Source organism: Kurthia massiliensis (genome assembly GCF_000285555.1).
Taxonomy (GTDB): Bacteria; Bacillota; Bacilli; order Bacillales_A; family Planococcaceae; genus Kurthia; species Kurthia massiliensis.
The window spans coordinates 68,821-81,801 of the sequence record NZ_HE610999.1 but is presented as its reverse complement, the minus strand read 5'-3'; the positions used below and the strand labels follow the sequence as shown (position 1 = coordinate 81,801).

15 protein-coding genes are annotated in these 12,981 nt (G+C 38.7%); 9 read left to right on the top strand and 6 right to left on the bottom strand.

The features are described from left to right. The first annotated feature begins 57 nt into the window (after nt 1-57). Nucleotides 58-717: a 7-cyano-7-deazaguanine synthase QueC gene (gene queC / locus KMHG_RS09945; RefSeq protein WP_010289172.1), complete on the top strand. Its 660-nt coding sequence runs from the start codon at nt 58-60 to the stop codon at nt 715-717. Next, the gene (locus tag KMHG_RS09940; RefSeq protein ID WP_026022069.1) at nt 717-1,250 is read left to right on the top strand and encodes a VUT family protein; all 534 of its coding nucleotides are present in this window, start codon (nt 717-719) and stop codon (nt 1,248-1,250) included. Before queC ends, KMHG_RS09940 begins: the two co-directional genes overlap by 1 nt. Nucleotides 1,251-1,538: 288 nt before the next feature. Here KMHG_RS09940 and KMHG_RS09935 read toward each other — a convergent pair whose 3' ends face one another. Both KMHG_RS09935 and KMHG_RS09930 read right to left on the bottom strand, forming a co-directional pair. Beyond that, complete coding sequence (locus KMHG_RS09935; RefSeq protein ID WP_010289168.1) at nt 1,539-2,996, bottom strand: MFS transporter; 1,458 nt, start codon at nt 2,994-2,996, stop codon at nt 1,539-1,541. Between the two features lie 439 nt (nt 2,997-3,435). Beyond that, a complete protein-coding gene (locus tag KMHG_RS09930; protein WP_010289167.1) occupies nt 3,436-4,035 on the bottom strand; it encodes a TetR/AcrR family transcriptional regulator in 600 nt (199 codons plus the stop codon). A gap of 140 nt (nt 4,036-4,175) precedes the next feature. On the opposite strand from KMHG_RS09930, the gene KMHG_RS09925 reads away from it, so the two are divergent. Both KMHG_RS09925 and KMHG_RS09920 read left to right on the top strand, forming a co-directional pair. Next, nucleotides 4,176-5,690 carry a CoA-acylating methylmalonate-semialdehyde dehydrogenase gene (locus KMHG_RS09925; RefSeq protein WP_010289165.1) on the top strand — a complete coding sequence of 505 codons (1,515 nt, stop codon included), beginning with the start codon at nt 4,176-4,178 and terminating at the stop codon, nt 5,688-5,690. 10 nt (nt 5,691-5,700) lie between these two features. After that, nucleotides 5,701-6,879: an iron-containing alcohol dehydrogenase gene (locus tag KMHG_RS09920; RefSeq protein ID WP_010289163.1), complete on the top strand. Its 1,179-nt coding sequence runs from the start codon at nt 5,701-5,703 to the stop codon at nt 6,877-6,879. Between the two features lie 35 nt (nt 6,880-6,914). Here the strand turns inward: KMHG_RS09920 and KMHG_RS09915 are convergent, their stop codons facing one another. Both KMHG_RS09915 and KMHG_RS09910 read right to left on the bottom strand, forming a co-directional pair. Continuing rightward, complete coding sequence (locus KMHG_RS09915) at nt 6,915-7,235, bottom strand: SCP2 sterol-binding domain-containing protein (protein WP_010289162.1); 321 nt, start codon at nt 7,233-7,235, stop codon at nt 6,915-6,917. A gap of 65 nt (nt 7,236-7,300) precedes the next feature. Continuing rightward, on the bottom strand, nt 7,301-8,044 hold the full coding sequence (locus KMHG_RS09910) for an alpha/beta hydrolase (RefSeq protein ID WP_010289161.1): 744 nt from the start codon (nt 8,042-8,044) through the stop codon (nt 7,301-7,303). Between the two features lie 238 nt (nt 8,045-8,282). Between KMHG_RS09910 and KMHG_RS09905 the strand changes: the two genes are divergently transcribed. From KMHG_RS09905 to KMHG_RS09895, 4 genes are all read left to right on the top strand, one after another. Continuing rightward, on the top strand, nt 8,283-9,167 hold the full coding sequence (locus tag KMHG_RS09905) for a LysR family transcriptional regulator (RefSeq protein ID WP_010289160.1): 885 nt from the start codon (nt 8,283-8,285) through the stop codon (nt 9,165-9,167). Between the two features lie 108 nt (nt 9,168-9,275). Continuing rightward, complete coding sequence (locus tag KMHG_RS09900; RefSeq protein ID WP_010289159.1) at nt 9,276-9,695, top strand: hypothetical protein; 420 nt, start codon at nt 9,276-9,278, stop codon at nt 9,693-9,695. Nucleotides 9,696-9,934: 239 nt separating this feature from the next. Next, nucleotides 9,935-10,135 (top strand): SH3 domain-containing protein, encoded by a 201-nt coding sequence (locus KMHG_RS19850; protein ID WP_147608187.1) that lies wholly within the window; start codon nt 9,935-9,937, stop codon nt 10,133-10,135. 408 nt (nt 10,136-10,543) lie between these two features. Beyond that, nucleotides 10,544-10,993, top strand: coding sequence for a hypothetical protein (locus tag KMHG_RS09895; protein WP_010289158.1), 450 nt, complete (start codon nt 10,544-10,546; stop codon nt 10,991-10,993). A 43-nt stretch (nt 10,994-11,036) separates the two neighbouring features. Here the strand turns inward: KMHG_RS09895 and trxA are convergent, their stop codons facing one another. Both trxA and KMHG_RS09885 read right to left on the bottom strand, forming a co-directional pair. After that, nucleotides 11,037-11,345, bottom strand: a complete 309-nt coding sequence (trxA, locus tag KMHG_RS09890; RefSeq protein WP_010289157.1) for a thioredoxin — start codon at nt 11,343-11,345, stop codon at nt 11,037-11,039. Nucleotides 11,346-11,413: 68 nt separating this feature from the next. Further along, entirely contained in the window at nt 11,414-11,974 is a 561-nt protein-coding gene (locus KMHG_RS09885; RefSeq protein WP_010289155.1) for a hypothetical protein, read from the bottom strand. 588 nt (nt 11,975-12,562) lie between these two features. On the opposite strand from KMHG_RS09885, the gene KMHG_RS17720 reads away from it, so the two are divergent. After that, the coding region (locus KMHG_RS17720) for an NAD(P)-dependent oxidoreductase (RefSeq protein ID WP_010289151.1) at nt 12,563-12,981 on the top strand (419 nt) is incomplete at its 3' end.

The following is a 12,981-nucleotide window of genomic DNA, read 5'->3' as shown; positions in this document are numbered from 1 at the left end:
AAAAACTAAGAGGACGGTGCTCTTAGGGGCGCCGTTTTTTTATTGGAGGCAATACACATGACAAAACAAAAAGCAGTCGTCGTATTTAGCGGCGGTCAAGATAGCACAACTTGTCTATTTTGGGCATTAGAAAAATTTGATGAAGTAGAAGCAGTAACATTCAATTACGGCCAACGTCACGCGTTAGAAATTGAATGTGCGAAAAAAATTGCAGCGGAGCAAGGTGTGAAACATCATATTTTAGATATGACGTTGCTAAATCAATTAGCACCAAATGCATTAACACGCGATGATATTACGGTACAAGCAGGTGAAGATGGCGCATTACCAAATACGTTCGTACCAGGACGTAATTTATTGTTCTTCTCATTTGCAGGTGTACTCGCATCACAAATTGGTGCACAACATATCGTTGTGGGCGTCAGTGAAGCGGACTTTAGTGGTTATCCAGATTGTCGTGATGCATTTGTGAAATCGTTTAATCAAACGTTAAATCTTGCATTAGACGAACCGTTTACTGTTCATACGCCATTAATGGAACTTGATAAAGCTGCTGTGTGGGGACTTTCAGATACATTAGGTGTCATGCAATATGTAAAAGAAAATACGCTCACATGCTACAACGGCGTCATTTCAGATGGTTGCGGCGAATGTCCATCATGTATTTTACGTAATCGTGGCTATGCACAGTACGTTGAGAAGAAGGTGCAAGCATGATCCGCGTCATTTTATACTTACTTTTCATCGTCACAGCGAACGTTGTGACCGCTTCGATGGCACCATTTACATTTGGCGTGTTTATCGTGCCAATGGGGACATTTTTCATTGGGGTGACATTCATTTTACGTGACCTTGTGCAAAATAAATATGGTCGTAAAAAAACGTATATGCTCATCGGTCTTGCCTTGCTATTATCAGCGGTTGTTTCTGCGAGCTTAGGTGACACGTTATTAATCGTTTGTGCATCTGCCTTATCGTTTTTAATTTCAGAGTCAGCCGATACAGAAATTTATTCTCGTCTACATTTACCAATGGCATGGCGCGTGTTCTATAGTGGTCTCGTTGGTGGTATATTAGATTCTGCTGTATTTGTTATTATCGGTTTAAGCCCACTTGGCGCGAATATGTTGCCATGGGAAGCTGTACCAGCCGCAATCGTCGGTCAAATGATCGTGAAAACGGTATTACAATTATTAGGTGCACTAGTGTTAACACAATTACCTTCTGTGAAAAAAGAACAATTTGTATAATGAAAGAATTGTTTGTGGAGTCGGTTGAAGTCGCACAGGTGGTGTAAATTGAACCATTGTCGTATATTGATGTACTTGTAAATCAGTATAATATTGTTTCACAAAAGATTGCATTTCTTGGTCAATCGTTGAAAGGAGCTGTGTCATTTCCTCGTTCGTTTTATTGTTGGTAATGCTGCTTGAATAAAAATAATCTATTTTTCTTAATGTGGAAATATAATTAATAAATAATTGTGTTTTAAACATAAAAAAACTACCGCAACGAAAGCGGTAGTCTTTTTTTATTCGTTAGGAAGAAGTTTTCGTATGGTCATTTTGCAATAACTCATCCGGAGCTTCTTCATGCCACCATAGGGCATCTTCTGGATCTTGTTTCATCACTTCGCGTACTTCTTTCTTTGTTTCAACAGCAGGGTAAGAACCTTTTAAGGCACGGCCTGAAGTTTGAACGAACAATAGACTAAAGACGATTAACCCGATTACACTAATTGCTGTTAAATAATAAGCAGGTGCAAGTGGATTGCCAGTAGCGTGTACTAAGTATGATGCAACGAGTGGTGTCGTACCACCGAAGATCGATACAGAAATATTAAATGACAGGGCAAGTGCACGATAACGAACGTCTGAGAAGAATAATGTTGGTAATAATGAAGGAAGTGTACCTTCATAGAAACTTAGTAGTACACCGAGTAGTAAAACACCGGCGAATACGAAGCCTAATTGTCCATTACCCATTAACATAAACGCTGGGATAGATAAGATCGTTAAGCCGATTAATCCGAATTGTACGATTTTTTTATTCCCGTGTTTATCACTCATACGACCGAAGAATAGTGCAAGAGGCATCATGATTAACATAACAACGAGTAAAATAATTAAACTCATATTGTCACTCACATTTAATACTTCTGTTAAGTAAGATGGCATATATGATAGTACCATGTAGTTTGTGATATTAAAGAATGCGACAATCACAACACTTAATAGTAAATCTTTTTTGTAGTGTTTTAAAATCTCTCTAAATGTTAATGGTTCATCATCTTCATTCATTGATTGCTCCATTTCTTCAAATACAGGAGATTCATCTAAATGACGACGTAAATATAAGCCGATCAGACCGATTGGTGCAGCGATTAAGAATGGTAAACGCCATCCCCAAGCGAGCATTTGTGCGTCTGATAAAATTAATGTTAATACTGTAACTAAACCTGATGCCGCAATGAAACCAGCTAATGAACCAATTTCAAGACCACTACCGATCATCCCACGTTTCTTATCGGGAGATGACTCAGCAATATAAACCATTGCACCAGAGTATTCACCACCAGTTGAGAAACCTTGGATCATACGTGCGACTAATAATAAAATCGGTGCCCATACACCAATTGTTTCGTACGTTGGCAGTAAACCTATTAATAAGGTGGCTAATGCCATAATAATAATCGTTGTACTTAATACAATTTTTCGACCATATTTGTCACCGATTTTTCCGAAGAAAATGCCGCCGAGTGGACGGACTAAAAATGCGGCAGCAAATGTCGCAAAGGTAAATACAAGTTGAAGGCCACTATTATCGACGCCAGCGAAAAATAACTGACTAATCGTAACAGCTAAGTAAGCGTATAGCCCGAAGTCGAACCACTCCATCGCGTTACCAATACCGGTCGCAACGACGGCCTTTCGTGCTTTTTTGGCGCTCACAATATTAATATCTTGCGGCTCCATATCTAAATTCGGTTGTTGCATGCTTCTAAACAGCTCCTTTTTATGTGCTATTTTCGATTAATGCAAAAGATATGTATGGATTGTTGAAAATAAAATAGCGGAAAGAAAACAACAATTTCATCTTTTGATTTTGTTGTCCACAAGTAAAAATACTTGAGGGTATAAAAAATGTTGATTCACGTGAACGATAATATTATTCCCTAAATTTAAACCGTTAAACTTATTTTCATAAAGTAAAAATTTTCAGAAAATAGATAAACTTAATAAATAATAGAAGGTATCATTAGCGTTAAAAAGTTTCTTCCTATTATTATCGAAGAATGGAATAGATGGATATAGGCACTAATCATCCATTTGAAATAAATAAAAAATAATTTTAAAAAATAGGTTTCATGATGTTTAAAAGCGGTTAAATAATCATTGTACTTTTCATATTCTTCTCTTTGACCCATAGTTTCGACTATGGGCCTTTTTTTATGCCGGCTAATAACGTGGCGGTAAAACGATGCATCTCATCGACGAGGTCAAACTCTGTATGAATGAGCCAATCGTATACGTTTGCACGCATTGCTCGTTGAATGATGTGCTCGATATGCTGTGCATCCATGTCTACACGAAATTCCCCCTGTTCAATTCCTTCTCGGATAAATGTATGCATTAATTGAAAGATCGTTCGTTTCGGATCAATCAAATAATGATTATGCGCGACTTGATTCGTCATCGCTGCTGTATAAACCGTTCGCATAAAATCTTTCCCGATAACATCGCGTAAATATGTCATTTGTGCATCGTACAATGCCAATATTTTTTCACTAGCATTTAAGTGATTCGGAATTTCTTTTACAACTGTAATATAATACTCATCTAATGCATTGAATTTTTCTAAAATAACATCATATTTCGTTTGGAAATGCGTATAAAAAGTGCCTTTTGAGACGCCGCAAGCTTTCGTGATTTGTGCAATAGAGACGTGTTCAAATCCATGTGCCGCAAATAGTTCAAGTGCTGTATTTAAAAGGTTATTCTTCGTTTCTGCGGATTTTTGCTGTCTTATATTCATAATATCCTCCATTTTGTAGTTGACGAATGTTTTTTATATCGTTTATGATTTAAGTGACCGCGGTCAGTGAAATGATTATAAACAATTTCGCCGCGTATTGACTAGTAATATCTGAATTTTTAAAAAATGGAGGGGTAAGCATGGAAGCAACAGGGATTCAAACGTTAACGCATTTTATCGGTGGTAAACAAGTAGCAGGGAAGAGTGGTAAGTTCGGAGATGTATATAATCCGACGACAGGAGAAGTCATTGCACATGTACCATTTGCGACAGTAGAAGAAACACGTGAAGCGATTGCATTAGCAAAAGCGGCATTTCCAGCATGGCGTGATACGTCTGTCGCAAAACGCGCACAAGTTGTGATGAAGTTCCGCAATTTACTCATGTCTCGTATCGATGAGTTACTAGAAGTCATTTGTCGTGAAAGTGGTAAAACGTATGAAGACGCACGAGGAGAAGTGACGCGTGGTGTGGAATCCTTAGATTTAGCGATCGGCGCCCCTCATTTAGTAAAAGGGGAGTACTCGGTGAATGTCGGTGGCGATATTAATGCCTATTCCGCTAAATATCCGCTTGGCGTTGTCGCAGCGATTTCACCGTTTAACTTTCCAATTATGGTGCCGCTTGCACAAACGAGTATGGCGTTAGCAGTCGGTAATGCAGTTATTTTAAAAGCATCTGAAAAAGTTCCGATGACCGCCGCATTCGTGAGTGAATTGTGGCGTGAAGCAGGTTTGCCAGACGGCATTTGGACCGTTATTAATGGGGACAAAGATGTCGTAAATGAACTGTTAGAAAATGAAACGGTACAAGCGATTTCATTCGTCGGTTCAACACCTGTTGCAAAATACATTTACGAAACAGGCGCAAAATACGGTAAACGTGTGACAGCACTTGGCGGCGGTAAAAATAATATGGTCGTTATGCCCGATGCAGACTTAGAACAAGTCGCAGACGCTTTTATCGGTGCGGCTTATGGTGCGGCGTCACAACGTTGTATGGCCATTTCAACGATTATGCCCGTTGGTAAAGAGACAGCGGATAAACTTGTTGAAATTTTGAAAGAAAAGACTGCATCGTTAAAAGTAGGTTCTTATGAGGAGATAGATACAGATTTCGGACCAGTTATTTCGCCACAAGCGAAGCAAATGGTACTTGATGTGATTGCAGAAGGTGAACGCGAAGGCGCAAAAGTTGTCTGCGATGGACGCGCGCTACCAATCGCGCAACAATCAGATGGTTTTTACGTAGGCCCAACGTTATTTGACGATGTGAAGCCAGGCATGAAAGTGTATGAACAAGAAATTTTCGGACCAGTACGTAATGTCGTGCGCGTCGATTCATTAGATGAAGCGATTGCCTTAATTAATAAACATGAACTCGGTAATGGCGTGACAATTTTTACGAACGATGGCTATGCATCGCGCAAGTTTACGACAGAAATCGATGTCGGAATGGTCGGTGTTAACGTGCCGATTCCAATTCCAGTAGGTTACCACAACTTCGCTGGATTTAAAGGTTCTCGATTTGGTGAAGGGCATATGTTTGGACCTGACCAAGCACGTTTCTTCACGAAAACAAAAACGGTTTCAGAACGTTGGGTAGCACCGAATAGCACGAGTACATCGGCATTCGCTTTTCCAAGTAACGACTAGGAGGGATTTTATGATTCGTCATCAAACGATGGTTCACACCGTACATTCACCCGCAACAATCGTTTATGGGAGTGGCTCTTTTGAAACGCTTGCACAACATGTGAAAAAACTTGGTACGAAAGCGTTAATCGTAAGCGACCCCATTATGGAAGACCTCGGAATTGTCGAGAAATGTGTGACGTTTGCGGGCGTGCCTGCTGTAACGTATACCGGTATTACGTCTGAACCACTCGATATTTATGTAGACGAAGGGCTTGCGTTACTGCAACAACATGAATGTAACGTCATTATTTCCATCGGTGGCGGTAGTTGTATAGATACAGCAAAAGCGATTTCAATCGTTGCAACGAATAGAGGCTACATCGGTGATTATATGAATGGTGCAACGGCGATTACCGAAAGTGGTGTACCGCACATTGCGATTCCGACAACTGCCGGCACAGGTAGTGAAGCGACGGACGCGACAGTGATTACAAATAGCGCTAAAGATATTAAAATGATGATTAAAGATCCTGCTTTTATGCCGACTGTGGCCCTCGTTGATGCACAGTTAACATTGACGTCACCGCGCCATATTACAGCAGCTACAGGAGTTGATGCCCTGAGCCACGCGATTGAAAGTTTATTGTCACGAAAATCGCATCCGTTTTCAGCGCAATTAGCACATTCTGCGGCACAACTCATTACAGGAAATCTTGTCGCAGCGTATGAAAATGGAAGTGATGTCGCAGCACGTGAAGCGATGGCGCTCGGCTCTTTACAGGCGGGTATGTCATTTTCAAATGCATCTGTCGCACTCGTACATGGCATGTCACGTCCGATTGGGGCGTTGTTCCACGTCCCACACGGTATTTCAAATGCGATGTTGCTACCAGCAGTGCTAGAATTTTCGTTTGATGATAGCATTCCGCAATTAGCGTCACTTGCGCCTTATTTTATTGACAATGTGAGTGCATTTTCAGAAACGGAAGCGGCGCGAGAAGTCATTGTCGCGATTAAAGCGCTTTGCCGCCGCTTAGATATTCCAAATTTAAAAGGCTACGGTATTAACGAAGCTGCCTTTAAAGAAGCAATTCCAAAAATGGTTCACGATGCGATTGCTTCAGGTAGTCCAGCAAATCATCCACGTATTCCTACAGATGAAGAATTAGCTCAATTGTATGAAATTGCCTATCATTATGAATTTTAATCAAAAAAATTGCGCCCGCTTTGGACGCAATTTTTTTAGTTATAATACGTTAAAATCCCGCTTAGTTTTAATAGATGACTCATATCACCCGTTGATTTGAGTTTACCCATTAAAAAGGCCGCTTGTGGATTCAATTGTCCAGTCGTCAATTTTTCAAAGTTTTTACTAGAGGTTGTAATCGCGCAGTCTGTAGATGGTGTATCGTCGAGTAATTTCACATGATCTCCTTCAAATGCGACGTAGTACGTTTCGTCGGTATCTTTAAAATGAAATTGTACGATGGCATTGTATCCGCGTAATCCTGCACCATCTGCATCAATTTTTTCAATAAATTGTGTCATTGCAGCATTTGTCATTATCAACACCCCTTTTTTCTTTCACTATAAATGAATTCTCATTCATTTACAAATTTTTCTCTTAATTACTTATTTTTCTGCATTTCGTTATTAAGGAATTGTGTGATATCACTAAAAATCGGTGTCGATTGTCGTTCTAACGTTAATAAATGTTTGGCATCGGCATATGTTTTATGTATTTTCCTCGTACTCGCCAACTGATCATAAATCATTTTTGCACTTTGTTGATAAACCGGTGCATCTGCTTCCCCCGCAAGAATGAGGGCAGGTGTCGTAATATCGGATAGTATCGGAGCGGTTTGTGTAATACATTGCTGTAGGGCATGTAATTTTTTAACAGGACGCGGGAAATATGTATCAATAAATGTTTCGGGTTCAGCAAAGGCATTCAATTTCAAGTAATAACGTGTATACGCTTCAACACGTGATGCTAAACTTGTCAGCTCACGTTCGACAATCGGTGAAGACATCGTCATAATTGCTGCTGGGCTGAATATTTGAGCGAGTCTTAATGCGAAGACGCCACCAAGTGATTGCCCAACAATAGCGATATGTTTATAGCCTTGACGTTGTAAAAATAAATAGCCTTCTTTTGCTGACTGTAGCCAGTCCTCCACACCATATTCATAAAATGTTGTCGGTGGCGCACCATGACCTTTATAAATAGGTGCAAAGCATGTGAACTTTTCTTGATGTAAATGCGTAGCGAGCCGTTTCATTTCATTGGCAGTCCCTGTAAAGCTATGTAGTAGTAAGACGGCACGGTCACCGCCACGTAAATGAATCGGCATTGGTTGTTTTACATTCATATTGTTGACCTCTTTTCTATAAATAGCGTAGCATATGATGAAATAGACGTATAATGCATTCTAAATTTAAAAATGATGCACAACATACATCAGCATCTTTTTCTAGTCTAAACGAGAAAATCGTGTATCTATGTGTCGTCTTAAGTGAAAGTAGTAAAAATCATAATGAAAACGCTTTATTTAGTATATGATTTTAGTATAGAAGAAAGTATATGTATTTAAGGGGTGACGATAAATAATGGAGTGGCATCATTTTCATTATTTTAAAGTATTAGCAGAAATGGAACATATGACACGTGCGGCAGAGAAATTAGCGGTATCTCAACCAGCGTTAAGTCGTGCGATTATGCGCATAGAAGAAGAGCTTGGGGTAACATTATTTGATCGTAACGGCCGTTCAATTCGTTTAAATAAATTTGGTGAGTTATTTTTAGAAAGTACGAATCGAATCGTACTTGAAATGGAAACGGTCAAAACACGTTTGTCTGAAATGAGTGGTATAGAAACAGGGGAAGTTACGTTAGGATTTCTACATACTGTAGGGGCGACGTATTTATCGCTATTTATGAAACATTTTAAAGAAACACATCCGAATGTGCGCGTGAAGCTAGTACAAAACAATTCGCAAGCATTGAAAACATTATTGTCACAAGGCATTATTGACCTTTGCATGACCACACCAGTTGCGACAGAAAAAAATATTGATTGGCAACCACTCCTGACAGAAGAATTATTCGTCACATTACCAAAAATGCATCTACTTGCGGGGCGCAGCAGTTTAAAAGTATCGGAACTAAAAGAAGAAACATTTATTTTATTAAAAGAAGGATTTGCCCTTCGTCACTTAGCGAACGATTTATTAGCAGAAGCGGGCGTGCAAGCATCGATTAGTTTTGAAGGGGAAGAAGTACAGACGATTGCGAGCTTTGTCGCAGCGAACTTAGGGATCTCTTTCTTGCCGAAGCTAGAACATTTAGCTTTTGATGACCTCGTGCAAATCCCGATTGAAGGAAAAAAGGCCGAGCGTCAAATCGGGATTTGTTGGAATAAAGAAGTCGTTGAAACCGCCGTCGTACGGGAAATGAAAGAGCAATTAATTCATTATTTTCATCGATTTCACTAAAAGTAAATAAGTATATATGTTTACAAATTTACAGACTATACATTGTGTATAGTCTTTTTATTTACATGATTTTACATATAACACATAATACATATTGAGGTGAATACAATGAAAAAATGGTTAGGTGCTGTCGTCATCGCAACTGGATTATTAGTGGCATGTGGAAATAACGAGGATGCAATAAATGAACAGACTGAACAAACGACGAATGATGCAGACATGCAGCAAATGATTGAGCAATCTTTACGACAAAAAGATGAGCTCATCACGTATCGAAATGAAGGTAATGAAATATATAGTGAAGTTAAACTGACCCCCCAGACGAAAATCAATCATCGCGCAGTAGCAGTTCAAACATATGAAAAAGCGTCAAAACGACTGTTGAAAGTAGACGATTGGGAAGTACTGACGATGACGTTTAACAATGTTGGCACGATTTCTTTCAATAAGTCGGAAGCTGTAGAAGGAGACGATGGTTTATATTTTTCAGGTGAGGAAATGATGAAACAATTGAATGAAGAGAATTAAAAGTGCCGTTCATATTTTCTTATTAAATTCCACATAAATATGCGATGTTCAATGACGTACTTAACTGTTAGTGTTAAATATAAAGTCGATGAAAGAAGGTTTTTATGATGAAAAATATGTTAAAAGCTGTATTAGCTTCAACATTAGCACTAAGTACATTCGCAGCAACTCCAGTATAGGAGCCAGTAAAAGTAAGTGCGAAATCTAAATACGATAGTTATCCAGCACGTACGACAGGTATTGTACAAAGAAACTCTAACGTTCGTGCCGGAACAGGTAAACAATATAAAGTACGTGGCGTGTTGAAAAAAGGAACACGTATTACTGTACTTCGTGTATATGAAAGCAGAACGGATTCAGATGTTTGGTTCATGTTTAAATACAAAGGAAAAACGTCTTACATTTCAGGGAAAAATGTTAGTCTTCCATATGCAGGATAAATTTTTTTTATGTCAAAAATAACCCGACAAAATAAAATATAGATTTTAAGTAAATAGCATTAAAGATGAAAATAATTATACATCAAGAGCACTAATTTACAAAAAATGCTACACAAAGCAGAAAAAATGAGTTAATATGATGGAGAACTAGCGAAAATGATTTTTGAATGGAGAAAAATCATCGCCATTTGTAGAATATGAAGCGGAAACATTTTCTCAAGTGATATGCTAGTCAAATCCCTATTTTTATATGCCTAACCAGTGGGCACTGGTACGTATAACATGCCCAATGTAATTTGTTAACGGTAAATCCCTTACCGCATACTAAACCTCTATCACAAAAGCAACAGCGCCTTTTCCCTGTGAAGAGGCGCTGTTGTCGTTAAACGACAAGAATGGAGTGTCATGATGAAGCGTGAGAAACTACTGGAACAAGTTCAACTAGGTTTACATAGTTGTACGATGTCCGAATTGAAAACAATTTGGCTACAACTTATCGATGAGTTTTGTGCGAATACGATCAACTTTGCACATCTTTGGAAAAAGTCGGCGCCACCACAATTCGATCAACTGAAACATAATGCATATTACTACGAAATTCCAGACATCTATGCGACGATGCCTACGATTACACAGGCGATGCAGCAAATGAAATGGCAAGAACTGCGCTATTTACAGCACACGTCACCTGAAGAGTTAGTGCAATTAATTTTAAGTATGCTAAACTTCCGCCTTGATAATAAAAGTGAAGAGAAAAGACAACGGCGATTGCTTACGTCATACAACCGGAAATTGTATGATCAAGCGGTTAATGATGTATTATGTTTAGCAACGAAACCACTCAAAAAATTAATTTAATGAAAAACGCGAAATCGCACGGGGCGACTTCGCGTTTTGTCTATTAACGATACGTGTTAATAAATTCTTCTAACAATTCTTTCGGTTGATAGCCGCCAGTTTTTGCGACAACTTCTCCGTCTTTAAATAAAAGTAAAGATGGTACAGACATAATGCCGTATTCTTCCGCTGTTGCGGGATTTTCTTCTACTTCTACTTTGACGATAGGTACATCTATTTCTTGAGCCAACTCATCTAAAACAGGTGCTAACATTTTGCAAGGGCCACACCATGTTGCCCAAAAGTCAACGAGTACTAGACCTGATTTTGTTTCTTGATAAAACGTTTGATCGGTTGCGTTTGTAATTGCCATGTTGAAAACTCCTTTAGTTCTAATAGCTCTAACATACCGCAACGACAATGATGAGTAAATACATATGCTTATGATTTTAAATCTTGAAATGTCATTTGGGCATCTAACGTTAATGTCGCATATAAATTAATGACGTCTTGTACGTCAAAATAGTCATCTTGTGTTTCTAAAAACTGACGCGCTTCAGGCTGCCAATGAGGCCACTCCATTAAACGCTTTTTATCGAAATAGATTGCTGGCACAGATGAAGATGTTTGCGACGCTTCTAAGACGATGGGTAATGTATATTCTAATGTGAACGATTGCAAGTCTTTCACAAAGTATCCGACTGGGTGCTGCAGTAATGTTACAGCCTCTGGTTGATATCGCGCGATGTATTGATTTAAACTTTTTGCTGCGAAAAAGTAATTACTTGCAAGGCGTGCGAGTTCTAATAAAAATAATTCAAATTGCGCATGTTGGTCGTTTCCATATGGATAACGTGGTGCTTCTGGATTGAGTGTGTAGAAGTTTAACACACGCAGTAATTGACGATAATTCTCTTCAAAAATATAGACATGCACATCGAATGTTGACTTCGTATTTTTTTCGATAGACGTATGTTTAAAGTGTGGTTGTGTAAATCCCATGTTAAATCTCTACTCTCCTCATTGCATTACTTTTATACTAATATATGTATTATAAAATATTTAAATGGTTTAAATTAACAATAAATTAGAATTAAATGAATAATTTGTGTACGAAATGTGAAGGAGATCACACAAAAGTCATGTTTAATGAAAAAACACCACTTTACGTGATGTTTCTCAGGTCTATTTAACGTTTCGTGTAATTGATTACTTTAAACTATATTTCGTCAATCATTTTTGAGAGAATAATCCCGTGATGTTTAGCGAGGTACATGTGGCTTTTTGATCCCTGGCCGTAATCATACTCGATTTTGAGCACCTCTTTATAAGTTCTTGTGCCAATTTTCTTCTTAAATAGTGCTTTCATTAATTTTTAATGGTACTAATAAGTGAGAGGCTAACTTTCCAATGACAACAATGAAAAAGTGAACAATACCAATAGCTTTTTCATAGAAGCACTCCTTTAGCGTTGTATTTCATACAGTATGCCCGAATTGTCAAAATCTAAAACGCTACGTCCTATAGGAATTATTCGTATCTATACATAAAACTTATTATACTTTAGAAAAGTGCAAGGGGGTTACAATGATGAAATTAATCGTCTTTGGTGCAACAGGTGGCGTCGGACGTGAATTTGTCGCGCAAGCAGTAGAAGCAGGGCATGAAGTAAGCGTTTTCGTACGTACACCGTCGAAAGTAACGACAGAAGGTGTTCATGTCATTCAAGGTGACGCGTTTAACGCTGAACAAGTCGCACAAGCAATCGAAGGTCATGAAGCGGTCGTATCATGTCTTGGTACGACGAAAGGTAAAGGTACGGTGAAAAGTGCGTCATTAGCACGTATGGGTCACAACATTGCAGACGGTATGAAAACAGCGAATGTAAAACGTCTTGTATATTGTGCGTCTGCTGGTGTATTTGGCGAAATTCCAGGTGTTACAGGAAAAGTGATTATGCTGATGCTTGCGAAACCGTTAAAAGATCACCGTAACGCATTAAACTATTT